The following is a 24,714-nucleotide window of genomic DNA, read 5'->3' as shown; positions in this document are numbered from 1 at the left end:
CCGCAGTTTCCGCAGAATCTCTGACCTTCGGGCAGGTCGGAGGCGCAGGACGGGCAGGTAGGCAAGGGCTTTCCTAAGAGGCGGTTGAACCAGTGGGGACGAACAGCGCAGTGCTTCGGTGGTGCTCGGGAAGCGGGGCTCACTGCCGAACGGCCGCTACAAGCAGGCAAGCAGGGGAAAGGCCGGCGGTTGCCCGCCGTGGACGGCTCGGGTCGCTCGCAGGACCGCAGGCCGTCTACGAACTGAAGGTGAACATCTTGTGGATGTTGTGTGCAACGATCGGAGAGTATGGATATCACGCGATGATCTCTCGTGCCAAGGCTTCCTTCCGCCTGACAACGGGAGATGGCACCAGGTCAGAGGGGTGTCACGGTCCAGGGAGGGACGTGACGTGCCCTCGTGCCGCCGGCCGATGTCAGGGCTCGTCCCGTTTCGGGGAGTTGAGGGCCGGGGGCCGGCCGGTGTGCGGCAGACGGAGCCCGGTCCCGGCGAGGAGCAGCAGGACCGACAGGCCGGCGCTCACGCACGCTGCGGTGAAGACGCCGGACTTCTCGTCCTCGAACATGCCGACGGCGGTGAGCGCGAGGAACACCCCGGCGGTCTGGAAACCGATTCCCCTGGGCATGGGCCCCGGGCTTCGCCGGCGTCTGCGCGGGAGCCACAGGCGCGATAGCTCCACCGTCGCGGTGAGCGCCACCAGCCGGGAAGCGAACCTCACCCACGAGTGTGCCGTGTTGTCGCCGAGTTCGCCCACGCCGACCACGGTCGTCAGGCCGAAGTAGAGGATCGGCAGCAGCCAGCCGGGCCGGGCGCGAACTCCGGTGACCGGCCGCGGCCGGGACGAGTCCGTGGCCTCGGTGCGGCGGATCCGCGGGCGCGCCGGGCCGCCCGCGGACGGTTCGGCGTCCGGTGGGGTGCGGGGGGACGGGATGCCGGGCAGGGGCGGTACGTCCGGCAGCGCGCGCAGGGCACGGGTCTGGGCGCGGCGCACCCGGCGGCCCGCGTCGCCGTACTGGTCGATGTGGGCCGACAGTTGTGCCTGGAGGTACAGCAGCCGCTCGGCCATCGCGTCGAACTCGGCACGGCGTTCGGCGGCGCGGTCCGCTGCCCCGCGATGGCCGGCGGAGAGCCGGTCCAGTGCGTCGGCGTGCACGCGGCCGGCTTCGGCGACGTCGGTTTCGGCGGCCCTCGCCGCCTCTTTCAGCTCCTGCCGGAGACGCCCGCGCTCGGCCTCGATGATCTCGGCGATGCGATGGCGTTCGTCCGGCGGCAGTTCGCGCGGGGCGCGGGCCTCGGCGCGGGCGACCGCGGAGTCGCGCCATGCGATGAGCGGGCGTCCGCGGTGTTCGCCGATGCCGTTGATGTGGACCCTGCCGCCCCTGGTGCGGTGGATGTAGAGGACGTCGCCGCCCTTGCCGTTGGGCGCCTTGTCCCAGCCGACGCGCGTGAAGTCGGCGGCGGTCCGGATGCCGTGGGCCGCGAGGTCGCGGACGAGGCCCTGGCCGATGCCGTTCACCTGGCTGGCGGTCAGGTACGTGCTGCCGAGTGCGCGGTCGACGGACTCGCGGCGCAGGACGGCCAGGGCCTGCCTCTCCTGGGTCTCCCGCTGGCCGCCCAGGCCTTGCAGACGGCCGGTGAGCGAGGCCTGCCGGCGCATCCGGCGTTCGCGGATGTGCTCCAGTGCCTTCGCGTGGGCCGCTTCGGCGCGGTCCCGGTCCCGTGCTTCGCGGTTCAGGCGTCGCTGGTCGGTGAGTTCGAAAGCGCGTCGCTTGCCGAGGAGGCGGCGCAGGGCGCGGATGGACTCGATGAACCGGCGGCGCTCCGCGCGTATCGCGGAGGGGGGAAGGGGCGTGCCGGGCGGGAGGGGGACGGAAGCGTCCCGCCGCGTGGTGGTGCTGTCGGTCAACGGAGTTCTCTCAGCGGGCGAGGTGTCGAGGGCCGACGGACGCCGGCGCGGTGAGCCGGACGGGCGGGGTGGGCCCCTCCAGAAGAGTGTGGTGCATGCACACATCGACATTCCGCATGTGTGAAAGGTTGCACGGAGGCGTGAAGGGCATGTGCCCCCTGAACGGTGTACCGGCGCCCTCCGTATCTCCCCGGCGTGGGAGGATCGCTCACCGTGAGCGCGTCAGCGGCGGTGCGGAGCGCGCGCGTCGCGGTGTTCGCCGCGATGTGTGTGTTGTTGGCTGCCGCCGGGCACGGGCTGGCCATGGGGGACCTGCCGCCGTTGTGGGCGGATACGGCCGGGTTCCTCGGCGTGTGCGCGGTGGTGTGGCCGTTGGGCGGGCGTGAGCGGTCCCTGGCCGGGATCGGCACGGTCATGCTCACGACTCAGGTGGGGCTGCATCTCGTCTTCGACGCGGCTCACCGGGCCGGCGGGCCGGGGCGGTGGCCGTCCACGGCCGTGGCGGCCATGCCGGGGCACGGCCACGTCATGACGGCCGTGCACGCGCACCCCCACGTCCACTCGGCGCCGCATGCCGGAGCCGCTCACGCCACGGCCGCTCATCTCCTCGCCGCGCTCGTCGCCTCCTGGTGCCTGCGGCGGGGCGAGGCCGCGCTGTGGTCCCTGCTGCGCCGGACGGGCGCGCTCGTGCCGGGCCTTCTCGCCTGGTGGCGGGGCGCCCCGGTGCCCGGCCCGGCCGGACTCGCCGCGCCTGTCCCGGGTTGCCCCGAGCCGCCCCGCCGGGCCCCACTGCGGTACGCCGTCAGCCGGCGCGGGCCCCCCGTCGCGATTCCGTACTCGAACTGACCCACCCACACACGTCACCCGTACGGAGATCCACTCACCCATGTCCACGAACACGTCCATGTCCACGGACACGTCCGAGCCCACGAACACGCCCACGAACCGCATCGGCGCGCGCCGCGTCGCCACCCTCACCGCCCTCGCCGCGGCCGGGGTCCTCGCCGCGGCCGGGGTCGCCTCGGCCCACGTCACCGTCCACCCGGAGAGCTACGCCAAGGGGGCCACCGACGGTGTGCTGACCTTCCGGGTGCCCAACGAGGAGGACGGCGCCTCCACCACCAAGGTGCAGGTCTTCCTGCCCACCGGCCATCCCGTCCTCGGGGTCCTCGTCCACCCGCAGGACGGCTGGACCGCCAAGGTGACCACCACCAGGCTCAAGACGCCGGTGAAGACCGACGACGGCACCATCACCGAGGCCGTCTCCGCGATCACCTGGACCGGCGGCAGGATCCGCGGCGGGCAGTACGAGGACTTCGACGTCGCCTTCGGACAGCTGCCGGACGACACCGGACAGTTGACGTTCAAGACGCTGCAGACCTACTCCGACGGCAAGGTCGCCCGGTGGATCGAGGCGCCGGGCGGCGGGGAGGAGGAGGCGGAGAACCCGGCGCCCACCCTCAGGCTCACGGCCCCCGACGGGGAGGCCGCCGCCCCGGCCGCGAAGAAGACCGAGGCGAAGGCCGCGGACGCCGACGACTCCACCGCCCGGGGGCTGGGCGTCGCCGGGCTCCTGGCCGGTGTGCTGGGGCTGGCGGCGGCCGGTTTCGCCATCGCGCGCAGCCGGTCCCCGAAGCCGTGACGGCGCCGCGTTCCCGAAGCCGTGACGGCGCCGCGTTCCCGGGAGCGCAATGGCGCGGTCCCGGCAGCGTGACGGCGCCGCGTTCCCGGAAGCGTGATGGACGTGAACGCGTCGTAGCCGCGAGGCGGCGCGGGCGTCCGGTCAGCGGCGGATCAGGCCCAGGTCCGTCGCCGTCGCCACGGCGGCCGTGCGGGAGTCGACGCCCAGCTTGGCGTACGTGCGGGCCAGGTGGGACTTGACGGTTCCCTCGGTGAGGTGGAGGTGCCGGCCGATCGCCTGGTTGGAGAGGCCTTGCGCGACCAGCGTCAGCACCTCCGTCTCCCGGCGGGTCAGGGCCACGGCCGGGGTGCGGAGCCGGTTCATCAGACGGTCCGCGACGGTGGGGGCCAGCGTGGTGCGTCCGGCGGCGGCCGTGCGCACCGCCGCCGCCAGTTCCTCCGGATCGGCGTCCTTGAGGAGGTAGCCGGTGGCGCCGGCCTCGATGGCGGGCAGCGTGTCCGCGTCGGAGTCGTAGGTCGTGACGATCAGCACGCGGGGGGCGCCGGGGCGGGCGGTGATCCGGGCCGTGGCCTCGGCACCGCCCATGCCCCCGCCGAACTGCAGGTCCATCAGGACGACGTCGACGTCGCCCTCGCCGGCACGCTCGACCGCTTCCTCGGCGGTGGCGGCCTCGGCCACCACGACGATGCCGGGCTCCGTCTCCAGCACGGCGCGCAGCCCGGCCCGCACCACCGGGTGGTCGTCGGCCAGGAGCAGTCGGATGGGGCTGCCGGTCACGGGTGGGCCTCGGATCCGGATTCGGGTCCGCCGTCCGCGGGCGGGGTCAGGGGCAGCCGGGCGGACAGGGCCGTGCCCCGGCCGGGGGCGGAGTCGACGGTGAGGGTGCCGCCCAGCTCGGTCAGGCGGGCGCGCATCGCGGCGAGCCCGAAGCCGCCGCCGTCCGGGCCGGGGGGCGGCGGCAGGCAGGGGTCGAATCCGGTGCCGTCGTCGGCGATGTCCACGGCGACGTGGCCGCCGTCGTGGCTGAGGGTGACGACGGCCGTGCCGGCGTCCGCGTGGCGGACGGTGTTGGCCAGGGCGGACTGGGTGATCCGCAGCAGGGCCACCTCGTGCGCGACGGGCAGGGGGACGGGCGGGCCGGCCAGGTGGAAGCGCACGGTGACGCGGTGGCGGGCGGAGGTGGTCGCGCACAGGCGCTCCAGCGCGTCGGCCAGGGTGGTGCCCTCCAGGGCCGGCGGGGTGAGGGCGGCGACGAAGCGGCGGGCCTCGGCGAGGTTGTCCACGGCGGCCTGACGCGCCTGGCCGACATGGCGGGAGGCGGCCTCCGGCCGTTCGGGCAGGGCGCGTTCGGCGGCGCGCAGCAGCAGCTGGATGCTGGAGAACCCCTGCGCCAGGGTGTCGTGGATCTCGCGGGCCAGGCGTTCGCGTTCGGCGAGCACGCCCGCGGTGTGCTGGGCGCGGGCCAGGTCGGCTCGGGTGGCGGTGAGTTCCTCGATCAGGCGACGGCGCCGCTCGCTCTCCCGGTAGAGGGCCTGGTACCCCCACACCACCGCCACGGCCACGGCGGCGCCGAGTGCCGGGCCGATCGCCATGGCGGCGCTGAAGGAGTGCTGGTGGGCGGCGAAGGCGGTGATCGCCGCGAGGGCGGTCGCCGCGACCGTGCCCAGGGCGGCCCGGCGCGGCAGCAGATGCAGCTGGAGGAAGTACAGGGGGAAGGCCAGCCACACGCCGTCGGCGGACAGGGCCAGCAGCACCAGCCAGGCGGCGCCGAGGCAGGCCAGCCACACCGTCGCGGCACGGCGTGACCCGCGGACGGCGGGCATCAGCGGCCCGGCCGTGTACACCAGGCCGCAGGCCACGGCCGCGGCGACGGCCGCTCCGGCGTGCGGCTCGCCGTCGGTGAGGGCGCGGCCGGCGGCCAGCGCGAGCAGCCCGGCGATCAGCAGGTGCAGACACCAGACCAGGACCCGGCTGGTCGGGGTCGGAGCGGGGGCGGAGGAGTTCACAGTGCTGTCCAGGCTACGGAGACGGACCCGGCAGGGGCCTCCGCCGAAAGTTACAAACCGCGTGCCGTCTTTTCGGCCGGTGAAGTGCGGTCCCTCGCCAGATGCCCGCACCGGGCGCCGTCGGCGACGGTGGGGACGTACCGCTTCGACCGCCCGTCGACACCCGTCGGCCCCACCCGCCGGCCCACCCGTCGGCCGACCGTCGACCATCGATCCCGACCTCGAGAGGACAGGCCGAGCCGTGTTCGTCGCCTGGAGAGACCTGAGGTTCGCCAAGGGGCGTTTCGCCCTGATGGGAACCGTCATCGTGCTGATCACCCTGCTGGTCGGGCTGCTGTCCGGGCTGACGGCCGGACTCGGCCGGCAGAACATCTCCGCGATCACCGGCCTGCCCGCGGACAGGATCGCCTTCCAGGCCCCGAGCGCCGGACAGGACCTGTCGTACTCCGACTCCACCGTCACCCGCCGGCAGTGGCGGCAGTGGTCCGAGGCACCCGGCGTCGAGCGCGCCGAACCGCTGGGCATCACCACGGCCAGGGCCGCCGCCGGACAGCGGAGCACCGCCGTGTCCGCCTTCGGCGTCGAACCAGGTTCCCCGCTCGCCCCGGACGGCGGACGCATCGACGACCGCAGCGTGGTGCTGTCCACCACGGCCGCCGACGACCTCGGCCTCGCCCCCGGCGGCTCCCTCACCCTGTCCGGGCGCCGGCTGACCGTCGCCGCCGTCCGCGGTGACGCCTCCTTCAGCCACACCCCCGTGATCTGGACCAGCCTGAACACCTGGCGCGCGGCCGCGCCCCCCGCCGGTGCGGACGACGGGCCCACCGCCACCGTCATCGCGCTGCGCACCACGTCCGGGGCCGACGTACCGGCCACCGACAGGAAGGCCGGCACCAGGACGGTCTCCCTGGCCCGCTCGCTGTCCGCGATCGGCTCCTACACCTCCGAGAGCGGCTCCCTGCAGCTGATGCGCGGGTTCCTGTTCGCCATCTCCGCCCTGGTCGTCGGCGCCTTCTTCACCGTGTGGACCATCCAGCGCAGCGGCGACGTCGCCGTCCTGAAGGCGCTCGGCGCCTCCACCACGAGCCTCCTCAAGGACGCCCTCGGCCAGGCCCTCGTCCTGCTCGTCGGCGGCACCCTCGCCGGGACCGGCATCGCCGCGGCCCTCGGCGCCCTCGTGACCGGCTCGGACGTACCGTTCCTGCTCAGCCCCGGCACGATCCTCCTCCCCGCCGCCGTGATGGTCCTCCTCGGCAGCGCCGGCGCGGGCCTCTCCATCCGCCGCATCACCTCCGTCGACCCGCTGACCGCCCTGGGGAGCGCCCGATGAGCCTCGGCCTGACCGACGTCACCCTCACGTACCCCGACGGCGAGACCCGTCTGACCGCCCTCGACCGGGTCACGCTCGACGTGCCCAAGGGCAGCCTCACCGCCGTCGTCGGCCCCTCCGGCTCCGGCAAGTCCAGTCTGCTGGCCGTGGCCGCCACCCTGATCACCCCCGACTCCGGCACCGTCACCATCGACGGCACCCCCACCAGCGGCCTGAGCCGGGGTGAACTCACCGACCTGCGCCGGCACCGGATCGGGATCGTCTTCCAGCAGCCCAACCTGCTGCCCTCCCTGACCGCCGCCGAGCAGCTCCAGGTCATGGCCCGGATCGACGGCCGCAGTCCGGCCAGGGCCCGTACCCGCGCCCTGGAACTCCTCGACGCCGTCGGTCTGGCGCACCGGGCACGCCGCCGGCCGCACCAGCTCTCCGGCGGTCAGCGCCAGCGCGTCAACATCGCCCGCGCCCTGATGAACGACCCCACGGTCCTGCTGGTCGACGAACCCACCAGCGCCCTCGACCACGAACGCGGCGCCGCCGTCGTCGAGCTGATCACCCGGCTCACCCGCCAGCGGGCCACCGCCACCGTCATGGTCACCCACGACCGCACCCACCTGACGGCCGCCGACCGGACCGTCGAGGTCCGCGACGGACGCCTGCGCCGTACGGCACCGATCCGTACGGCACCGACCGGATGAGCCCGTCCCGGCCTCGCCCGTACGGCCGCGCCGGTCCCGTCGTCCGTCATGCGAGACGGCTTTCCGGATGGCGGGCGGATCTGCGACCATCCGTGGCATGCAGCAGCAGCAGCTGATTATCGGCGGCAGCGTGCCGGCACCGAGCCATCGGGAGTGACCCTTCCGCGCCTCACCGCCCGCACGCAGACCTCTCGCGCTTCGCGAGGGGTCTTTCTGTTTTCCGGCCCACGACGCCCGACCCACGGACAGGACCACCACCCATGGAACACATCCGGCTCACCGTCACCCTGCGGCCAGGCCACGGAACGCTCGCGCGGCTCGCCACGACGCTCAACAACCACCACGTGCGGGACCTGGCGTACACCAGCGCACCGGCGGACACCGCCAGGGCCGTCGTCCACGTGCCGCTGCCCGACGCCGTACGCGCACAGCACAAGCTGCGCAGGATGGTCGACGTGATCGACGTGACGCTGGACTAGGCCGCGTCCGGCGACGCCGCACGGGCCGGACAGCGGGCACTCAGCGCGTGGCCAGCTCCAGCACCATCGGCTCGGCCGCCGTCTGCTCGGCCACCGCCCGCTCCGTCGGCGCCTGCCCGGCCACCGGCTCCCCGGCGGCCGTACGGGAGTTCCGCCGCAGCCACAGCACGTCACGGCCGAAGGACCACACCAGCGACCCCAGCGCGGACAGCACGACCATGAGGTTCGCCGGGTACGGCAGCAGCCCGGAGCCCGCCAGCAGCAGGAGTACGCCCTGGAACGCGGCGACCGTCTTGCGGGCGAAGGACGGGGGCAGCGGGGCGTTCAGCCACGGGGCGACACGGGCCGCGGCCACGAAGGCGTACCGCATGCCGCCGATCAGCAGCACCCACGGGCCGAGTTGCGTGGACACGTACACGCTCAGCACCAGGATGAGGAACGCGTCCACCTCCATGTCGAAGCGCGCGCCCAGCGCCGTCGAGGTCCCCGTACGCCGCGCCACCTTGCCGTCCACACCGTCCAGGAGGAGGGCCACCGCGGTCAGGCCGACCAGGAGCGCCACCGGCGGCGCGCTCGTGAACGAGTCCGCGACCAGCGCGGTCACGGCGCCGACCAGGACGGAGCGGCCGAGGGTGACCCGGTTGGCGGGGCCGAAGGAGCTGAGCCGGGAGCGGCTCAGGGCCCGGGAGAGGACCGCCCAGGTGGCCAACGCGAAGGCCAGTCCCGTCAGCCAGCCGGCCGGCCCCATGCCGACCACCGAGCCGAGCAGGGCGAGCAGCAGGACCTGGACGCCCGCTCCCACGGCGGTCTCCTGCTGGAGTCTCGCGTCAAACGTGTTGTTCAGGGCCACCGCACACCCTCCGGCCGAGTGACAGAGTCGATCAACGCCGCGTACTGTGCGCGGCCTGTGCACTTCTCGGTACGTGAACAACTTCCCGATCGTTCAGGAGGATGCCGATGAACCGGTCGGCCCGCGCGTTCTGGCTCCGCTCACCCGGCCACGGCGAGCTGCGCGACGTCACCCTCGCGGAGCCCGCCGAGGACGAGGTCCTGGTGCGCGCGCTGTACTCCGGGATCAGCCGCGGCACCGAGACGCTCGTCTTCCGCGGCGGCGTGCCGGAGAGCCAACACGCGGTGATGCGGGCGCCGTTCCAGGAGGGCGACTTCCCGGGCCCGGTCAAGTACGGCTACCTGAGCGTCGGCGTGGTGGAGGCGGGCCCCGCCGCGCTGATCGGCCGTACGGTCTTCTGCCTGTATCCGCACCAGAGCCGTTACGTCGTTCCGGTGAACGCCGTGACCGTGGTGCCCGAGCGGGTGCCCGCCGCGCGGGCCGTGCTGGCCGGGACCGTCGAGACCGCCGTCAACGCCCTGTGGGACGCCGCTCCGCTGATCGGTGACCGGATCGCGGTGGTCGGCGGCGGCATGGTCGGCTGCTCGGTGGCGGCACTGCTCGCGCGCTTCCCCGGCGTCCGGCTGCAGCTCGTCGACGCCGACCCGGCCCGTGCGAAGACGGCCGAGGCGCTCGGCGCCGACTTCGCCACGCCCGACGAAGCCCTCGGCGACTGCGATCTCGTCGTCCACGCCAGTGCCACCGAACAGGGCCTCACCCGGTCCCTGCGGCTTCTCGCGACCGAGGGCACGGTCGTGGAACTGAGCTGGTACGGCGACCGGCGCGTCAGCCTGCCGCTCGGCGAGGCCTTCCACTCGCGCCGGCTCTCCCTGCGCAGCAGCCAGGTCGGCACCGTCTCCCCGGCCGCCCGCAACGGCCGTACCTACGCCGACCGGATGGCCCTCGCCCTGGACCTGCTCGCCGACCCGGCGCTGGACGCGCTCATCACGGGGGAGAGCGCCTTCGAGGACCTCCCGGAGGTCATGCCCGGGCTCGCCTCGGGCGACGTCCCCGCCCTGTGCCACCGGGTGCGGTACGCGGGGACGGACTGAGCCGCACCCGACCCGGGGCCCGGCCCGTGGAGCCGGACGTGGGGCCGGCGTGGGACTGACCTGAGAAGAGAGTGAGAGCGGGCTGAACACGGGGAAGCGAAGAGCCGTACTACACGGCATCCCCCGGCAGGCAAGGGCCGGGGGACCAGACGCGCCGCACCTGGAGGGTCGTCCGTTGTTCAGCATCACCGTCCGCGATCACATCATGATCGCCCACAGCTTCCGCGGCGAGGTCTTCGGTCCCGCGCAGCGACTGCACGGCGCCACGTTCCTCGTGGACGCGACGTTCCGCCGCGAGCAGCTGGACGAGGACAACATCGTCGTCGACATCGGCCTGGCCACACGGGAACTGGGCGCCGTCGTCGCCGAGCTCAACTACCGCAACCTGGACGACGAACCCGAGTTCAAGGGAGTCAACACCTCCACCGAGTTCCTCGCCAAGGTAGTCGCCGACCGGCTCGCCGAACGCGTCCACCGGGGCGGTCTCGGTGAGGGGGCCAAGGGCCTGGCGGGAATCACGGTCACCCTGCACGAGTCGCACATCGCCTGGGCGAGTTACGAGCGTGACCTGTGACCGACCTGACCGTGGAAGGCGCCGGCCCGGCCGCGCCCGGTGCCCAGGGCCGCGACACCGTGCACAAGGCACGGCTCGCCTACGTGCCCGCGCAGCCCGTCGCCACCTTCACCGCCCTCGCCGCCGAGAACGCCGGAATCATCCCCATGTCCCTGCGCACCGTGCACTTCGTCATGCCGGGCGGCGTCGACGACCCGGCCGCGCCCAGCGGCGGCAACGCCTACGACCGCCGGGTCTGCCTGGACCTGCCCGGCTTCGGCTGGCAGGTCACCCGGCACGCCGCGCCCGGCGACTGGCCGAGGCCCGGCCGCGACGCCCGCGAGGGGCTCGCCCGCACCCTGCGGGACCTGCCGGACGACTCGGTCGTCCTGCTGGACGGGATAGTCGCCTGTGGGGTCCCGGAGATCGTCGTGCCGGAGGCGGAACGCCTGCGGCTCGCGGTGCTGGTGCACCTCCCGCTCGGCGACGAGACCGGTCTGGACGCGGCCGTCGCCGCGGACCTCGACGCCCGCGAGCGAGCGGTGCTGCGGGCGGTGCCCGCGGTGATCGCCACCAGCGACTGGGCGGTCCGCCGTCTCGTGTCCCACCACGGACTCGCCCCCGACCGGGTGCACGTCGCCGCGCCCGGCGCCGACATCGCGCCTCTCGCGCCCGGCACCGACGGCGTCTCCCGCCTGCTGTGCGTGGCCGCCGTGACCCCGCGCAAGGGGCAGCACCGGCTCGTCGAGGCGCTCGCGGCGGTACGGGACCTGCCGTGGACCTGCGAGTGCGTCGGCGGCCTCGGTCACGACCCCGAGTACGTCACCCACCTGCGCACGCTCATCGACCGGCACGGCCTCGCCGACCGCCTGCACCTGACCGGCCCGCGCTCCGGCGCCGACCTGGACGCCGCCTACGCGGCCGCCGACCTGATGGTCCTCACCTCCTACGCCGAGACGTACGGCATGGCGGTCACCGAGGCCCTGGCCCGCGGCATCCCGGTCCTCGCCACCGATGTCGGCGGGCTGCCCGAGGCGGTCGGCCGCGCCCCCGACGGCGGTGTGCCCGGCATCCTCGTCCCGCCGGAGGACCCCGCCGCGCTCGCGGCCGAACTGCGCGGCTGGTTCGGCGAACCCGACGTACGCCGCCGGCTCAAGGCCGCGGCCCGCGGCCGCCGCGCCGCGCTCGACGGCTGGGCGGCCACCGCCCGCAGCCTGGCCGGAGTCCTCCAGCGACTCCCCGAAGCACCGAGGAGGGCGGCATGAGCAGCTCCAGGACCGCGTCGAGCGGGCCGATTCCGGCACGGCCGCGATCGAGGGGACCCATCCCGTTCCAGCCCGGACCGAGCGAGGCGGAGACCGTGGCCGGTGACGGGACGGAGCCGGAGGCGGGCATCAACGGCCAGGACTTCGGTGACGGTGCGTCAGGTGACGCTGTGCCGGGTGACGGTGCGGCCGGTCCGGTCATCGCCGGCGCCGGTCCGGCCGGGCCGGCCGGCGAGCGGGCCACGGTGCGGCTGCGGGACGGCGGCCCCGAGGAGTCGCCGCGGTACGCGCCGGAATGGCTGCAGCTGCGCGAGAGCGCCGACGCGGCCGCCCGCGCCCAGGACCTGCTGGACCCCCTGCGGATCCGGCTGGCCAACCTGCCGGGCCGGGCCGGACTGGTCGTGCACGACCTGGGCTGCGGCACCGGGTCGATGGGCCGCTGGCTGGCGCCCCGGCTGGACGGGGCCCAGCACTGGGTCCTCCACGACCGCGACCCGTACCTGCTGCACTTCGCCGCCGTGGCCTCCCCGCGCTCCGCCGCCGACGGCAGCCGCGTCACCGTCGAGACGCGCCGCGGGGACGTGGCCCGGCTGACCCCCGACGCGCTCACCGGGGCCTCGCTGGTGACGGCGTCCGCGCTGCTCGACGTGCTCACCCGCGAGGAGATCGACGCGCTCGCCGACGCGTGTACGGGAGCCGGCTGCCCCGCGCTGCTGACCCTGTCCGTGGCCGGACGCGTCGAACTCGGCCCGGCCGACCCGCTGGACGCCGAGATCGCCGAGGCGTTCAACGCCCACCAGCGGCGTTCCGGACTGCTCGGACCGGACGCGGTCACCGTGGCCTGCGAGGCGTTCGCCGAGCGCGGGGCCACGGTGCGCGTGTGCCCGAGCCCCTGGCGGCTCGGCCCGGACGAGGCCGCGCTGACCGAGCAGTGGCTGCGCGGCTGGGTGGGCGCGGCGGTCGAACAGCGGCCGGAACTGCGTGAGCGCGCCGAGCGCTACCTGCGCGACCGGCTCGCCGCCTGCGCCGCCGGTGAGCTGCGGGCCGTCGTCCACCACAGCGACCTGCTGGCGCTGCCCCGGCCGGCGGGGAACGCGTCATGAGCGCGGGGGCGGTGGCGGAGGGAAGCCGGGCCGGGGAGAGCGGCGTGCAGGCGGGCGTGGCGGCCCGGCGTACGGACGGCGCTGTCGCGGACCGAGCTCCCGGGGCCCGCGCCGGCCACACCCTGCGCAGGCACTTCGGCACCGCCGTCGGCGTGGCGATCCTCGTCGCGCTCCTGTGGCGGCTCGGCACCGGTGTCCTGCTCGACGGGCTGCGGCGCATCGACGCCGCAACGGTGGCGGCCGCCCTGGGAGTCGGCGTGGTCACCACGGTGTTCAGCGCCTGGCGCTGGCAGTTGGTGGCCCGCGAGCTGCGTATCCGGCTGCCGCTGGGGTCCGCCGTCGCCGACTACTACCGGGCGCTGTTCCTGAACGCGGCCCTGCCCGGCGGGATCCTGGGCGATGTGCACCGGGCGGTGCGGCACGGCCAGAGCGCCGGCGACCTCAGGCGCGGGGTGAAGGCCGTGGTGCTGGAGCGGGTCGCCGGGCAGATCGCGCTGGCCGTCGCCGGCGCGGCGGTGCTGCTGACCCTGCCGTCCCCGGTCCGCGACGAGGTACGCGACTTCGCCCTGCCGGCCGCCCTCGCGGCCGCCGGCGCGTTCGCGGTGGTCCTGGCCGTCCGGATGAACCGCGCGCCCGGCCGCGGCGGCGCCCTGCGCGCCGTCCTGCACGAGACCCGCCAAAGCCTGCTGTCCCGGCGCGGCGGACCGGGCATCGCGCTGTCCTCCGCCGTCGTCCTCGCCGGCCACCTGGCGATGTTCGTCGTCGCGGCCCGGGTCGCCGGCTCCGCGGCACCGGTCGCCGTCCTGGTCCCGCTCGCGGTCCTCGCGCTCGTCGCCATGGGCCTGCCGCTGAACGTCGGCGGTTTCGGCCCCCGCGAGGGCGTCACCGCCTGGGCGTTCGGCGCGGCGGGGCTGGGCGCGAGCACAGGCGTCGCCGTAGCCGTCGTGTACGGCGTACTGAGCCTCGTGGCAAGCCTGCCCGGCGCCGTCGTCCTCGTCGCCCGCTGGTACGGGGACCTGCGAGGCAAGGCCGCCACAACCTCCGGCCCGGCGACCACGACGCGCCCTGACAGGGCGGTCGCGCCGTTCCCCGATCAGACTGCGGTTCCTGGCCGGGCGGTCGCGGTGGAGCCCGCTCAGACTCCGGTTCCCGGTCAGGTGGTCGCGGTGGAGCCCGGTCGTGCTGGTGCGACGGCTTCCGGTCCGGCGGCCACGCCGGCCCACGGTCGCGGCGGCGCGCCGGTTCCGGGGCAGGCGGGCCCGCGGGTAGCGGCGCTCTCCGGTCCGACGGCCGCGCCGGGCGCCCGTCACGTCGCCGCCACGGCGGCCCGTCACGTCGCCGCCACGGCGGCCCGTCAGGCCGTGGCCCCGGCCGGACGGGCGGGCGCGACCGGTCCCGGCCGCGCCGCCGCCGTGCCGACCGCCGGCCGGCCGCCGCAGGCTACTCGCGCCCGGCGGTGGCGGTCAGCAACGCGAAATACGGTCCAAAGGATTCGGCGAGGCTCGACAGCAGTTCCTTCCCCTTTTCCGCCGAACCCAGGGAAGGACGGCCGATGACACCCGATTCGGTATAGGCGGACATTCCCGTGGTGAGCAGGTGCCGGCGGTCGTCGGCGGTGAAATCGGCGGACTCGTAGCCAGGTCGGACGAATTCGGGGTGAGCGTGCAGCAGAATGGACGTCTCGATTTCTCCCGCGTGCATGTCGGTGAGCAGCGAGGTGACTACCCCGGCCCGTTCCCGGGCCGTCTCCCAGTCCTCGGCGGCCGGGAACAGCGCCATCCGTTCGCCGCGCGCGGAGGCCTCTTGAACGACGTTGCCCAGTACGTAGTTCCCGCCGTGCCCGTTCACCACGACGAGCGCCTCCACGCCCGAGCGGCGCAGCGACTCGGCGATGTCCCGCACCACCGCGTGCAGGGTCGGCGCGGAGATGCTGACGGTCCCCGGCCAGGCCGCGTGCTCGTGCGAGCACGAGATGGTCACCGGAGGAAGGAGGTGCACCGGGTAGGCGCCGGCGATCTCCCGGGCCACGGCACAGGCGACCAGCGTGTCGGTCGCCAGCGGGAGGAACCGGCCGTGCTGCTCGAAGCTGCCCACGGGAAGGACGGCCACCTGTGCTGAAACGCCCGCCCCCCGCGTCCGTACCTCTTCCGTGGTGTCCGTGGGCACCACACCGTGTGCCACCCCAGTCGCCGCCGCCCGTGCGCCCGAACCACTCATCTTTTTCACGGCCTTTCGTCTCTGCTTAGGAATCAGATCATGACAGAAAACATCGGCATCCTCGGCAAGAAGTCCCCGCGGCGTACGGGCACGGAACGCGTCGTGAATACACCGCTGCCCACCGTCTACGGGAAATTCCAGGCGATCGGCTACCTGGACCACGACCGCGGTGACGAGCAAGTCGCCCTCGTACACGGCGAGATCGGCTCGGAGAACGTCCTGGTGCGGCTGCACTCGGAGTGCCTGACCGGGGACGCGTTCGGCTCGCAGCACTGCGAGTGCGGTGACCAACTGGCTTCCGCTATGCGCGCGGTGGTCGCCGAGGGCAGCGGCATCGTCGTCTACCTCAGGGGCCACGAGGGCCGCGGCATCGGACTGCTCGCCAAGCTGCGTGCGATGGCCCTGCAGGCGGAGGGCCTGGACACGGTGGAGGCCAACCTGGCGCTCGGCCTGCCCGTCGACGCCCGCGACTACGGTGTCGCCGCCGAGGTCCTGCACGACCTCGGGGTCCGCTCGGTTCGGCTGATGTCCAACAACCCGCGCAAGCGCGAGGCGCTCGTCCGGCACGGCATCCAGGTCTCCGAGCAGGTGCCGCTGCTGATCGAACCGTGCGAGAGCAACATCACCTACCTGCGCACCAAGCGCGAGCGCATGGACCACCACCTGCCCCACCTGGACGCCGTGGCCCACAGCTCCTGATCCACGGCCGGTCCCCCCCGGCCGGCCGCCGACTCCACCTCCTCGGCGGCCGGCGGGGTGCGGGTGCCGCCCCCCTCGCCGAGCGCTCAGTCGAGCAGGGCCTCGTGCACCAGCCGTCGCAGTTCCGGGAAGAGTTTCAGGGTCTTCGGGCGGACCTGGGACATGAACTGCACGGTGAGGTCGTGGTGCGGGGCGACCCAGAACGCGGTGGTGGCCGCGCCGGTCCAGCCGTAGGTGCCGGGGGCCGACGGGGCCAGGGTGCGGGACGGGTCCACCACCACGGAGACGTTGAAGCCGAAGCCGAGGCCGTCGTTGCCGGGCTCCTGGTGGACCGGGGCGCCGAAGTCGCGCAGGATCGCGTTGCCGGGCAGCTGGTTGCGGGTCATCAGGGCGACGGCGGAGGCGGACAGCAGCCGGGTGCCGTCCAGTTCGCCGCCGCGGCGCAGCAGTTCCATGAACCGGTGGAAGTCGTGGGCCGAGGAGACCAGTCCGCCGCTGCCGGACAGGAACCGGGGCCGGCCGCGCACCGGCAGCCCCGGCACCGGCTCGATGCCGCCCGCCTCCGTCTCGCCGTACAACTCGGCCAGCCTGTGCGCCTGTTCCGGATCGACGTGGAAGCCGGTGTCGGACATGCCGAGGGGGCCGAGGATCCGCTCGGCGAAGAAGGCGTCCAGGGGCCGCCCCGAGACCACCTCCACGACCCGGCCCAGCACGTTGGAGGCGACCGAGTAGTTCCACCGCGTGCCAGGGTCGAACTGCAGCGGCATCCGCGCGTACGTCTCGACGGTCTCGGCCAGGCCGGCCCCCGGCGGCACCGAGTACTCCAGGCCCGCCTGGCGGTACAGGGCGTCGACCGGGTGCTGGTGGTAGAAGCCGAAGGTCAGGCCCGCGGTGTGGGTGAGGAGGTGCCGGATCAGGATGGGACCGGAGGCCGGGCGGGTGCGGACGTCGGCGCCCGCGCCGCCCTCGTACACGCGGGGGCCGGCGAACGCGGGCAGGAAGCGGTCGAGCGGGTCGTCCAGGGACAGCCGGCCCTCCTCCGTCAGCATCAGCACCGCGACCGCGGTCACCGGCTTCGTCATCGAGTAGATCCGCCACAGCGTGTCCGGCTCGACCGGCAGCCCGGCCGCGACGTCGCGCAGGCCGTGCACGGTGAGGTGGGCGACCCGGCCGCCGCGGGCCACGGCCACCAGGCAGCCGGGCAGCCGCCCCTCGTCGACATAGCGGGCGAGGTGCCCATCCAGCCGGTCCAGCGCCCGGACGTCCAGCCCCGCCTCGGCCGGTTCGGCTTCCTGCCGCAGCTGCCCCATCGCTCTCCTCCGCTCGCGTCGTACGCGGTACGCCCGCCTGGCCGGACCGCCGCCCCGCGGACAGCGACATCGTCGGAGCCGCCGCCCCGCCGGGACCGCCGCCCCGCCGGATCGCCGGCCCGTGCTCCGAGCCGGCATCCTTCATCGTCCCGCAGGAACGCCGTTGTGAACCCGCTGTCCGGCGGTGGGCGTGGGCGGCGCGACGCCGTCGGAGGCGGGCAGGGCCCAGGCCAGGGGCACACCGAGCGCGGCCACCGCGGCCAGGGCGAGCAGTGCCGGCCCGGTGCCCGCGTCCAGCAGCGCGGTCGCAGCGGCCACCCCCACGGCGGGGCCGACGTTCAGCGCGGTCTGCTGCAGCCCGCCCGCCACACCGGCCACCTTCACGTCCGCCTGCCGTACGATCACCTGGGTCGCCGCCACCATCACCGTGCCGAACCCCGCGCCCAGCAGTGCGAACCCGCACGCCAGGGCAGGCGCGGCGGTAACTCCCGACAGCACCAGCACACCGAGCGAGAGCAGCGCCGTCGCCGCCGCCGTGGTGGCACGCGCCCCGAACCGGCGCAGCAGCGCCGGGCACGCGGCGGCGGAGAAGATCATCAGCACCGCCAGCGGCAGGCTGCGCAGGGCGCTGTCGAACGCGTCCAGGCCGAGACGGCGCTGGAGCACGTAATTGGCGGCGAAGAGGCCGCCGAACAGGGACGCGGACACGGCGACCAGGATGCCTAGCCCCGCCGCGACCGCCCGTGAGCCGATCACCTCGGGCGGCAGCAGCGGGCTCGCCGCGCGCCGCTCGTGCCGGACCAGGGCGGCGGCCGTGACCAGGGCGGCGACAGCCCCGGCCGGCGAGACGGGCCGGACGGCCAGGGTGTGCACCGCACAGGCCAGCGTCACCGCGAGCAGCACGGCACCCGGCAGGTCCAGCGGTGTGCCGACGGCCGCCGGGCGGCCCTGCGGCCGCAGCAGGGCGGGCAGGCCGAAGGCGAGCGCGGGCAGCACGTTGACGAAGAACACCGCCCGCCAGCCCAGACCCGACACCAGCGCCCCGCCGATCAGCGGCCCCGCTGCCGCCGCCAGCCCGATCGCGCCGGTTCGCACGGCCAGCGGCGTCGCGAGCCGGTCCGCCGGGTACGCGGCCCGCAGCATGCCGAGCGTGGCCGGCTGCAACAGTGCCCCGAACACGCCCTGCACCGCGCGCAGTCCGATCACCCAGCCCACCGTGGGCGCGAGGCCGATGCCCGCCGACACCGCGCCGAACCCGAGCATGCCGAGCGCGAACACCCGCCGCTGTCCGTACCGGTCGCCGAGCCGCCCCGCGAACACCAGCAGGCTCGCCACCGCGACCAGATAGGCGGTGCTGGTCCACTGCACCCCGGCGTACGTGGCGTGCAACTCCCTCTGCAGGCTGGGCTGCGCGACCGTGAGAACCGTACCGTCCAGCGCGACGACCACCGCGCCCGCGACGCTGGCGGCCAGCGTCCAGCGCGGGTTCACCGGCCGCCCTCGGGGCCGAGGTGCGCCGCCAGCACCGTGTCGAGGAGCGGGCCCAGGTCCTCGCCGGGGACGGCGAGCGGGAGGCTGCGCCAGCGCCACAGCTGCGCGACACCGTGCAGGTTCGCCCACAGGGCGCCCGCCGTCCGACGGGCGTCGGCCTCCGGGTGGACCTCCCCGACCAGGTCCGCGAACAGGGAGAACAGCGGCAGGCTCGTCCCGCGCAGCCCCAGGGTGCCGCTCTCCAGCAGGTCGTGACGGAACATCAGTTCGTACATGCCGGGCCGGTCCAGGGCGAAGTCCACGTACGTCCGCGCCAGCGCGGCCACTTGGGCGCGGGGGTCGAGAGGGTCGTGGGGGTCGGGGGAGAGCGCCTTCCCCACCCGGTCGGCCAGGTCGTCGAATCCCCGCCGCGCGATGGCCGACAGCAGCTCCAGGTGGGTGGGGAAGTAGCGGCGCGGCGCCCCGTGCGAGACGCCCGCACGCCGGGCGATCTCCCGCAGGGTGAGCGCCTGGGGCCCTTCGGAGGCCAGCAACTCCACGCCCACGTCGACCAGGCGGGCTCGCAGGCCCGTGTCGGACTCAGTCATGGACACTGTCTACCAAGCCTGCGTAGACAGTGTCTACTCCGGTCGCGGGAATGCGCGCCCCCGCGCGCAGGGTTGACCCGGACATGAGTCAGGACTCCGCGCAGGACGCGCTGCTCGCCCTCCTCTCCGAGGGCCACGGTGGGGTGCTGGTCACCCTCAAGCGCGACGGCCGCCCCCAGCTGTCCAACGTCAGCCACGCCTACTACCCCGACGAGCGTGTCGTCCGGATCTCCGTAACGGACGGCCGCGCCAAGACGCGCAACCTGCGTCGCGACCCCCGTGCCTCGTACCACGTCACCAGCGCCGACCGCTGGGCGTACGCCGTCGCGGAGGGCACGGCCGAGCTGTCCCCGGTCGCCGGGGACCCGCACGACGAGACCGTCGAGGAGCTGGTCCGGCTCTACCGGGACGTGCTCGGCGAACATCCGGACTGGGACGACTACCGGGACGCGATGGTCCGCGACCACCGTCTCGTGGTGCGCCTGCACGTCGACCGGGTGTACGGCATCCCGAAGGGCTGACGGAGCGGCCGGCAGCCGGGTCCCCGGGCCCGGGGCTACGGCGTCCCGGCCGTCCGCGCCTCGATCGCCCGCAGGACGGCGACCATGTCCTCGCCGCCGTGCCCCCGCGCCACCGTCTCCTCGAACAGGCCGTGGCAGACGTCGAGCAGCGGCGAGGCGAGGCCGGCCCCGCGGGCCGCCTGTGCGATGAGCCGGTTGTTCTTCAGCACGTCCAGCGCGGCCGCCTGCACCGCGAAGTCCCGCTCCCGCAGCTTGGGCGCCTTCATCCGGGAGACCCCGCTGGCCATGGGGCCGGCGTCCAGCACGTCCAGGAACAGCCGCCGGTCCAGGCCCTGCCGTTCGGCGAAGTGGAACGCCTCGGTCAGCCCGGTCACCAGGGTGATCAGGAAGAGGTTCACGGACAGCTTCATCAGCAGGGCGCCGGGCGCCGGACCGCACACGAACGTCTCCCGGCACATCGGGGCGAGCAGCGGCCGTACGGCCTCCACGGCGCCCTCCTCCCCGGCCAGCATCGCCACCAGCCGGCCCTCCTCCGCCGGGACCCGGGAGCCGGAGACGGGCGCCTCGACGTACCGGCCGCCGGCGGCGCGGACGTCGGCCTCCAGGGCGCGGGAATGGTCGGGGGAGGTGGTGCCCATGTGCACGACGGTCCGCCCCGCGACGCGCGCGGCCAGGGCGGGGGCGCCCCGGCCGAGGACCGCGTCCGTCGCGGCCTCGTCGGCGAGCATCAGCAGCACCACGTCGGCGCGCGCGAACACCTCGCCGGCGTCGGCGGCGACCTCGGCCCCGGCAGCCCGCAGCGGTTCGGCGCGCTCCGGGGTCCGGTTCCACACCACCAGGGGCGTGCCCGCCTCCGCCAGGCGCAGCGCCATGGGCCGGCCCATCACTCCGAGACCGATGAATCCGACGTTCACGGAGCAGCCCTCCCGTTCCACGAACCGGTTATGACAGTGGTCATAGTAGCGGGCGTTATGACGCCGGTCATAGAGTGGAGGCGAGGATCGGAGGCCGGGATGACCGAGGAGCGGCGGGGACCGCGGGAGCGGATGGTGTTCAGCGCGGCCCAGCTCATCCGCCGCGACGGCGTCGCGGCCACCGGCATGCGCGAGGTCGCCGCGCACGCGGGGGCGCCGCGCGGCTCCCTGCAGCACTACTTCCCGGGCGGCAAGGAACAGCTGGTCAACGAGGCCGTCGGCTGGGCCGGGCGGTATGCGGGCGCGCGGATCGCCCGCTTTGTGTCCGGGCTGGACGCGCCGTCCCCGAGCGCGCTGTTCGCCGCGATGGCCGGCCAGTGGACGCGGGAGTACGCGGCGGACGGGTTCGCCGCCGGTTGCCCGGTCGCCGCCGCCACCGTGGACCGCGCCTCGGCATGCACCTCCACCCGCGAGGCGGCGGCCGCCGCGTTCGCGGCCTGGCGGGACCCCCTCGCCGAGGCCCTCACCGGCATGGGTGTCCCCGGCAGCCGCGCCGGGGCCCTGGCCACACTGATGATCAGCACCCTGGAGGGCGCGATCATCCTCGCCCGCGCCGAGGCGGACGCGGGGCCCCTGCACACCGTCGTGAGCGAGCTCGGGCCCCTGCTGGACTCCGCCGTGGTCCCGCCGGGGTGAGCGGCGGTCAGCCCGGGGCCCGCTCCGCCGTGAGGTACGCGATCACCATGTCCCCGAGCATCGTCCGGTAGTGCTCCCGCTGGTCCGGGGCAACCAGGTCCCGGCCGAACAGAGCGCCGAAGGTGTGCCGGTTGGCGACCCGGAAGAAGCAGAACGAGCTGACCAGCGCGAGCAGGTCGACGGCGTCCACCTCGGCCGTGAACAGTCCGGACTTCCGCCCGGCGGCCAGGACCCGGCCGGTCACCTCCAGCGCCGGTGAGCCGATCCCGCCGAACTCCCCGGACGCCGAGATGTGCCCGGCGCCGTGAATGTTCTCGATGCTGACCAGGCGGACGAAGTCCGGGTGCCGCTCGTAGTGGTCGAAGGCCAGCTCGGCCAGGCACCGGATCGCCGCGACCGGATCCAGGTGCGCCACGTCCAGCTGCCGCTCGGTCTCCCGGATCACCCCGTACGCCCGTTCCAGCACGGCCGTGAACAGCTGCTCCTTGCCGCCGAAGTAGTAGTAGATCATCCGCTTGGTGGTGCGGGTGCGGGCCGCGATCTCGTCGACCCGGGCGCCGTCGTACCCCGCCCGGGCGAACTCGCTGGTGGCCACGTCGAGGATCTCGGCCCGGGTGCGGGCCGCGTCGCGCACGGGCCCCGCCGCTCGCGGCGGTTCTTCGACGCTCGTCATCGGGCTCCTTCGGGCCGTGGGACGCCTGGGCGGCAGGCGTGTGCGCATGCGCGTGCCGGTGATTCTAGGATCACGGCCGTCCTTTTTCGCCGGGGTCTTCCTCACACTCCGCCCGGCCGCGCCCGGGTCACTGGCGGCTGACCGTGCGGGTGATGCCGGCGATCACGGTCGTCGCCAGGATCCAGCCGGTGAGGACGAGGACGTGGGCGAGGACCTGGTACCCGCCGCGCGGTGCGAACGACGCGTCCTGCCCGAAGGAGATCACCGGCAGCAGCAGGTCGAGCGTGTAGAACACCGGACTGAACGGTGGCGCCTCGTCCGCCTTCAGCGGCGGCGGGTGGTGCAGCGCGAAGGCGGCGGAACCGATGGCGAGCAGCGACAGCAGCCAGCCGGCGGCGCGCAGGGGGCGGAAGCCGTAGCCGACGGTGACGTCCTGGACGGCACCCCACACCCGGCCGTACCAGGGCAGGGTGCGGCGGTGCCGGCGCTGCTTGGCGAGCTGTACGACGCGGGCGCCGTGGTCGTCGCCGATGCGGCGGTAGGCGGCGGTCAACTGCTCGTAGGCGTGCGGGACGTAGCCGTCGCCGTCGCGTTCCAGCATGGGCAGGCGGCGCTCGGCGGGCTCGTGCGGGGTGAGCGAGGTGTAGACGAGGCTGTTGACGAGGACCTCGGCGGGAAGCATCCCGGGGTCCAGGAACAGGACGTCGATCTGGGAGCGGCGCAGGTTGAGGGTGCCGCGCACGGGCGGCCCGCCGCGCAGCCAGAGTTCGCCGATCGTGGCGCTGCTCGCGCGCAGCGCCGTCTGCCCGGGGTGCGACAGCTCGGCGTACGACAGGTCCAGCCGCCCGGTGACGCGCGCGCCGCGCAGGTCGATCCGGCCCGCGACGCGGGACTCGCGCAGCAGGAGGTCGCCCTCCACGGCGAGGGGCTGCGCGTGCAGTGCCGTCGCACCCGCCCCCTCCAGCCGGGCCCCGGTCAGGTCGACCGACCCTGCGACGTGGGCGCCGTCGAGCCGCACCTGGCCCCCCGCGCTCAGCCCCGGTGCGTACAGGTCGTCGTCGACGGCGAGGTGGTTGAGGCGCAGGGCGGGCTCGGAGGTGTCCCCGGGCGTGAGCACCGCCCCGTCCAGGAGCAGCAGCCCGCCTATCCTCGCCCCGTCGACGCGCACCGGCCCGCCGACCCGGCAGCGCGTCAGCCGGAGGTTGCCGTCGAAGCGGGCCCGTGTCGCCGACAGGCGGGGCAGCTCGGAGTCGCGCAGGCTGAAGTAGCGCAGCTGGGCGCCGTCCAGGTCCACGGCGTCCTCGAAACGGCAGTGGGTGAGATGGACGACGCTCTCGACGCAGGCGTTGCGCAGGTCCAGCGGACCGGTGATCCGTGCTCCCCTGAGCCTGAGGGCGGCGGTCTCTCCCGGCTGCCGGGGACCGCCCAGGAGGACGGAGCGCAGCACGCGGGCGCGGACGGTGCGTGCCGGGCCCCACTCCGCCCGCCCGGTGCGGAAGTTCACCTCCTCGCCGATGGCGAAGGCCCGCCAGACTCGTCGCTCGGCCGGTGTCAGATCGTCGATCTCCATCGGCCGCGACTCTGGCGGGCCCCGGGAAAAGTGTCAACTGCGCACTGACGCACGCACGTTCCACTCCCTTGCGGACGTGACGGCGGGTCAGTCCTTCTTCTCGACCGCGTGGCCGCCGAACTGGTTGCGCAGCGCGGCGATCATCTTCATCTGCGGCGAGTCGTCCTGGCGGGAGGCGAACCGCGCGAACAGCGAGGCGGTGATCGCCGGGAGCGGCACCGCGTTGTCGATGGCCGCCTCCACCGTCCAGCGGCCCTCACCGGAGTCCTCCGCGTAGCCGCGCAGCTTCTCCAGGTGCTCGTCCTCGTCGAGGGCGTTGACGGCGAGGTCCAGCAGCCAGGAGCGGATGACCGTGCCCTCCTGCCAGGAGCGGAACACCTCGCGGACGTTCTCCACCGAGTGGACCTTCTCCAGCAGCTCCCAGCCCTCGGCGTAGGCCTGCATCATGGCGTACTCGATGCCGTTGTGGACCATCTTGGAGAAGTGCCCGGCGCCGACCCGGCCGGCGTGGACGTATCCGTACGGCCCCTCCGGCTTGAGCGCGTCGAACACCGGCCGCAGCCGGTCCACGTTCTCCTTGTCGCCGCCGACCATGAGCGCGTAGCCGTTCTCCAGGCCCCACACGCCGCCGGAGACTCCGGCGTCGACGAAACCGATGCCCTTGATGCCGAGCGCGGCGGCGTGCTTCTCGTCGTCCGTCCAGCGGGAGTTGCCGCCGTCGATGACCGTGTCACCGGGGGAGAGCAGGTCGCCCAGCTCGTCGATGACCGTCTGGGTGGCCGTGCCGGCCGGGACCATCACCCACACGTTGCGCGGCGCGTCCAGCTTCTCGACCAGTTCGGCGAGGTTCTTGACGTCGGAGACTTCGGGGTTGCGGTCGTAGCCGATGACGGTGTGGCCGGCGCGGCGGATCCGCTCGCGCATGTTGCCGCCCATCCTGCCGAGACCGATGAGACCGAGCTGCATGATCAGTTCTCCTGAGCGTTCTTGAGGGTGCGGTACTTGGCGACGAGGGCCTTGGTCGAGGCGTCGAGGCCGGGGACGTCCGCGCCGTCGGGGAGGGCGGGTTCGACGCGTTTGGCGAGGACCTTGCCGAGTTCCACGCCCCACTGGTCG

The 24,714-nt window shown here is 74.2% G+C and carries 25 protein-coding genes and 1 pseudogene; 13 read left to right on the top strand and 13 right to left on the bottom strand.

Features of this window, described 5'->3' with window-relative positions; genetic code table 11:
* Positions 1–415: 415 nt before the first annotated feature.
* The gene (locus IE177_RS27760) at positions 416–1,906 is read right to left on the bottom strand and encodes a hypothetical protein (RefSeq protein WP_190018194.1); all 1,491 of its coding nucleotides are present in this window, start codon (positions 1,904–1,906) and stop codon (positions 416–418) included.
* Between the two features lie 213 nt (positions 1,907–2,119).
* Here IE177_RS27760 and IE177_RS27755 point away from each other — a divergent pair, with 213 nt between their 5' ends.
* The gene (locus tag IE177_RS27755; RefSeq protein ID WP_190018193.1) at positions 2,120–2,752 is read left to right on the top strand and encodes a hypothetical protein; all 633 of its coding nucleotides are present in this window, start codon (positions 2,120–2,122) and stop codon (positions 2,750–2,752) included.
* Between the two features lie 58 nt (positions 2,753–2,810).
* A complete protein-coding gene (locus IE177_RS27750) occupies positions 2,811–3,548 on the top strand; it encodes a YcnI family protein (protein ID WP_190018300.1) in 738 nt (245 codons plus the stop codon).
* 141 nt (positions 3,549–3,689) lie between these two features.
* Here IE177_RS27750 and IE177_RS27745 read toward each other — a convergent pair whose 3' ends face one another.
* Positions 3,690–4,325 carry a response regulator gene (locus IE177_RS27745; RefSeq protein WP_190018192.1) on the bottom strand — a complete coding sequence of 212 codons (636 nt, stop codon included), beginning with the start codon at positions 4,323–4,325 and terminating at the stop codon, positions 3,690–3,692.
* Positions 4,322–5,554 carry a sensor histidine kinase gene (locus tag IE177_RS27740; RefSeq protein ID WP_190018191.1) on the bottom strand — a complete coding sequence of 411 codons (1,233 nt, stop codon included), beginning with the start codon at positions 5,552–5,554 and terminating at the stop codon, positions 4,322–4,324. Before IE177_RS27740 ends, IE177_RS27745 begins: the two co-directional genes overlap by 4 nt.
* Before the next feature lie 241 nt (positions 5,555–5,795).
* Between IE177_RS27740 and IE177_RS27735 the strand changes: the two genes are divergently transcribed.
* The 3 genes from IE177_RS27735 to IE177_RS27725 all read left to right on the top strand — a co-directional run bounded on the left by IE177_RS27735 (position 5,796) and on the right by IE177_RS27725 (position 8,058).
* Positions 5,796–6,884 carry an ABC transporter permease gene (locus IE177_RS27735; RefSeq protein ID WP_190018190.1) on the top strand — a complete coding sequence of 363 codons (1,089 nt, stop codon included), beginning with the start codon at positions 5,796–5,798 and terminating at the stop codon, positions 6,882–6,884.
* Positions 6,881–7,579: an ABC transporter ATP-binding protein gene (locus tag IE177_RS27730; protein WP_190018189.1), complete on the top strand. Its 699-nt coding sequence runs from the start codon at positions 6,881–6,883 to the stop codon at positions 7,577–7,579. The genes IE177_RS27735 and IE177_RS27730 overlap by 4 nt, the downstream gene beginning before the upstream one ends.
* 260 nt (positions 7,580–7,839) lie before the next feature.
* The gene (locus IE177_RS27725; protein WP_190018188.1) at positions 7,840–8,058 is read left to right on the top strand and encodes a hypothetical protein; all 219 of its coding nucleotides are present in this window, start codon (positions 7,840–7,842) and stop codon (positions 8,056–8,058) included.
* A gap of 40 nt (positions 8,059–8,098) precedes the next feature.
* Here the strand turns inward: IE177_RS27725 and IE177_RS27720 are convergent, their stop codons facing one another.
* Entirely contained in the window at positions 8,099–8,908 is an 810-nt protein-coding gene (locus IE177_RS27720; RefSeq protein WP_190018187.1) for a CDP-alcohol phosphatidyltransferase family protein, read from the bottom strand.
* Positions 8,909–9,015: 107 nt separating this feature from the next.
* On the opposite strand from IE177_RS27720, the gene IE177_RS27715 reads away from it, so the two are divergent.
* The 5 genes and pseudogenes from IE177_RS27715 to IE177_RS27695 form a co-directional block, all read left to right on the top strand.
* Positions 9,016–9,999, top strand: a complete 984-nt coding sequence (locus IE177_RS27715; protein ID WP_190018186.1) for a zinc-dependent alcohol dehydrogenase — start codon at positions 9,016–9,018, stop codon at positions 9,997–9,999.
* 175 nt (positions 10,000–10,174) lie between these two features.
* Complete coding sequence (locus IE177_RS27710; RefSeq protein ID WP_190018185.1) at positions 10,175–10,573, top strand: 6-pyruvoyl trahydropterin synthase family protein; 399 nt, start codon at positions 10,175–10,177, stop codon at positions 10,571–10,573.
* Positions 10,570–11,817, top strand: a complete 1,248-nt coding sequence (locus IE177_RS27705; protein ID WP_373305192.1) for a glycosyltransferase family 4 protein — start codon at positions 10,570–10,572, stop codon at positions 11,815–11,817. Before IE177_RS27710 ends, IE177_RS27705 begins: the two co-directional genes overlap by 4 nt.
* A complete protein-coding gene (locus IE177_RS27700; protein WP_190018184.1) occupies positions 11,814–12,920 on the top strand; it encodes a class I SAM-dependent methyltransferase in 1,107 nt (368 codons plus the stop codon). Before IE177_RS27705 ends, IE177_RS27700 begins: the two co-directional genes overlap by 4 nt.
* Positions 12,917–13,930 (top strand): annotated as a pseudogene (locus IE177_RS27695) (lysylphosphatidylglycerol synthase transmembrane domain-containing protein); the annotation flags it as partial. The gene IE177_RS27700 and the pseudogene IE177_RS27695, both read left to right, overlap by 4 nt.
* Before the next feature lie 430 nt (positions 13,931–14,360).
* Here IE177_RS27695 and IE177_RS27690 read toward each other — a convergent pair.
* On the bottom strand, positions 14,361–15,137 hold the full coding sequence (locus IE177_RS27690; RefSeq protein ID WP_190018183.1) for a creatininase family protein: 777 nt from the start codon (positions 15,135–15,137) through the stop codon (positions 14,361–14,363).
* A gap of 39 nt (positions 15,138–15,176) precedes the next feature.
* Here IE177_RS27690 and ribA point away from each other — a divergent pair, with 39 nt between their 5' ends.
* Positions 15,177–15,836: a GTP cyclohydrolase II gene (ribA, locus tag IE177_RS27685; RefSeq protein WP_190018182.1), complete on the top strand. Its 660-nt coding sequence runs from the start codon at positions 15,177–15,179 to the stop codon at positions 15,834–15,836.
* 86 nt (positions 15,837–15,922) lie between these two features.
* Here ribA and IE177_RS27680 read toward each other — a convergent pair whose 3' ends face one another.
* The 3 genes from IE177_RS27680 to IE177_RS27670 all read right to left on the bottom strand — a co-directional run bounded on the left by IE177_RS27680 (position 15,923) and on the right by IE177_RS27670 (position 19,224).
* Positions 15,923–17,146: a serine hydrolase domain-containing protein gene (locus tag IE177_RS27680; RefSeq protein ID WP_190018181.1), complete on the bottom strand. Its 1,224-nt coding sequence runs from the start codon at positions 17,144–17,146 to the stop codon at positions 15,923–15,925.
* Positions 17,147–17,287: 141 nt separating this feature from the next.
* Entirely contained in the window at positions 17,288–18,637 is a 1,350-nt protein-coding gene (locus IE177_RS27675; protein WP_190018180.1) for an MFS transporter, read from the bottom strand.
* Positions 18,634–19,224, bottom strand: a complete 591-nt coding sequence (locus IE177_RS27670; RefSeq protein WP_190018179.1) for a TetR/AcrR family transcriptional regulator — start codon at positions 19,222–19,224, stop codon at positions 18,634–18,636. Before IE177_RS27670 ends, IE177_RS27675 begins: the two co-directional genes overlap by 4 nt.
* Positions 19,225–19,307: 83 nt before the next feature.
* Here IE177_RS27670 and IE177_RS27665 point away from each other — a divergent pair, with 83 nt between their 5' ends.
* Positions 19,308–19,745 (top strand): PPOX class F420-dependent oxidoreductase, encoded by a 438-nt coding sequence (locus IE177_RS27665; protein WP_190018178.1) that lies wholly within the window; start codon positions 19,308–19,310, stop codon positions 19,743–19,745.
* 35 nt (positions 19,746–19,780) lie between these two features.
* Here the strand turns inward: IE177_RS27665 and IE177_RS27660 are convergent, their stop codons facing one another.
* Positions 19,781–20,659, bottom strand: coding sequence for an NAD(P)-dependent oxidoreductase (locus IE177_RS27660; protein ID WP_190018177.1), 879 nt, complete (start codon positions 20,657–20,659; stop codon positions 19,781–19,783).
* A 99-nt stretch (positions 20,660–20,758) separates the two neighbouring features.
* Between IE177_RS27660 and IE177_RS27655 the strand changes: the two genes are divergently transcribed.
* Positions 20,759–21,355: a TetR/AcrR family transcriptional regulator gene (locus tag IE177_RS27655; RefSeq protein WP_190018176.1), complete on the top strand. Its 597-nt coding sequence runs from the start codon at positions 20,759–20,761 to the stop codon at positions 21,353–21,355.
* 7 nt (positions 21,356–21,362) lie between these two features.
* Here the strand turns inward: IE177_RS27655 and IE177_RS27650 are convergent, their stop codons facing one another.
* The 4 genes from IE177_RS27650 to IE177_RS27635 form a co-directional block, all read right to left on the bottom strand.
* Positions 21,363–22,028, bottom strand: coding sequence for a TetR/AcrR family transcriptional regulator (locus tag IE177_RS27650; RefSeq protein WP_190018175.1), 666 nt, complete (start codon positions 22,026–22,028; stop codon positions 21,363–21,365).
* Between the two features lie 127 nt (positions 22,029–22,155).
* Positions 22,156–23,598, bottom strand: a complete 1,443-nt coding sequence (locus IE177_RS27645; protein WP_190018174.1) for a pentapeptide repeat-containing protein — start codon at positions 23,596–23,598, stop codon at positions 22,156–22,158.
* A gap of 87 nt (positions 23,599–23,685) precedes the next feature.
* Positions 23,686–24,564: a phosphogluconate dehydrogenase (NAD(+)-dependent, decarboxylating) gene (gene gnd, locus IE177_RS27640; protein WP_190018173.1), complete on the bottom strand. Its 879-nt coding sequence runs from the start codon at positions 24,562–24,564 to the stop codon at positions 23,686–23,688.
* 2 nt (positions 24,565–24,566) lie between these two features.
* Positions 24,567–24,714 (bottom strand): phosphoglucose isomerase-related protein (locus tag IE177_RS27635; protein WP_190018172.1); only part of this gene is annotated, 148 nt, incomplete at its 5' end.

The organism is Streptomyces lucensis JCM 4490 (genome assembly GCF_014650035.1).
GTDB classification, from domain to species: Bacteria; Actinomycetota; Actinomycetes; order Streptomycetales; family Streptomycetaceae; genus Streptomyces; species Streptomyces lucensis.
Note: the sequence above shows the minus strand (reverse complement) of the source record. Positions and strands in the feature narration are given on the sequence as shown.

What these genes read in the sequence shown, in the direction of transcription:
- IE177_RS27750 (WP_190018300.1), top strand. Translation starts at nt 2,811, where the DNA reads ATGTCCACGGACACGTCCGAGCCCACGAACACGCCCACGAACCGCATC.
- IE177_RS27730 (WP_190018189.1), top strand. Translation starts at nt 6,881, where the DNA reads ATGAGCCTCGGCCTGACCGACGTCACCCTCACGTACCCCGACGGCGAG.
- IE177_RS27725 (WP_190018188.1), top strand. Translation starts at nt 7,840, where the DNA reads ATGGAACACATCCGGCTCACCGTCACCCTGCGGCCAGGCCACGGAACG.
- IE177_RS27715 (WP_190018186.1), top strand. Translation starts at nt 9,016, where the DNA reads ATGAACCGGTCGGCCCGCGCGTTCTGGCTCCGCTCACCCGGCCACGGC.
- IE177_RS27700 (WP_190018184.1), top strand. Translation starts at nt 11,814, where the DNA reads ATGAGCAGCTCCAGGACCGCGTCGAGCGGGCCGATTCCGGCACGGCCG.
- IE177_RS27690 (WP_190018183.1), bottom strand. Translation starts at nt 15,137, where the DNA reads ATGAGTGGTTCGGGCGCACGGGCGGCGGCGACTGGGGTGGCACACGGT.
- ribA (WP_190018182.1), top strand. Translation starts at nt 15,177, where the DNA reads ATGACAGAAAACATCGGCATCCTCGGCAAGAAGTCCCCGCGGCGTACG.
- IE177_RS27680 (WP_190018181.1), bottom strand. Translation starts at nt 17,146, where the DNA reads ATGGGGCAGCTGCGGCAGGAAGCCGAACCGGCCGAGGCGGGGCTGGAC.
- IE177_RS27670 (WP_190018179.1), bottom strand. Translation starts at nt 19,224, where the DNA reads ATGACTGAGTCCGACACGGGCCTGCGAGCCCGCCTGGTCGACGTGGGC.
- IE177_RS27665 (WP_190018178.1), top strand. Translation starts at nt 19,308, where the DNA reads ATGAGTCAGGACTCCGCGCAGGACGCGCTGCTCGCCCTCCTCTCCGAG.
- IE177_RS27655 (WP_190018176.1), top strand. Translation starts at nt 20,759, where the DNA reads ATGACCGAGGAGCGGCGGGGACCGCGGGAGCGGATGGTGTTCAGCGCG.
- IE177_RS27650 (WP_190018175.1), bottom strand. Translation starts at nt 22,028, where the DNA reads ATGACGAGCGTCGAAGAACCGCCGCGAGCGGCGGGGCCCGTGCGCGAC.
- IE177_RS27645 (WP_190018174.1), bottom strand. Translation starts at nt 23,598, where the DNA reads ATGGAGATCGACGATCTGACACCGGCCGAGCGACGAGTCTGGCGGGCC.
- gnd (WP_190018173.1), bottom strand. Translation starts at nt 24,564, where the DNA reads ATGCAGCTCGGTCTCATCGGTCTCGGCAGGATGGGCGGCAACATGCGC.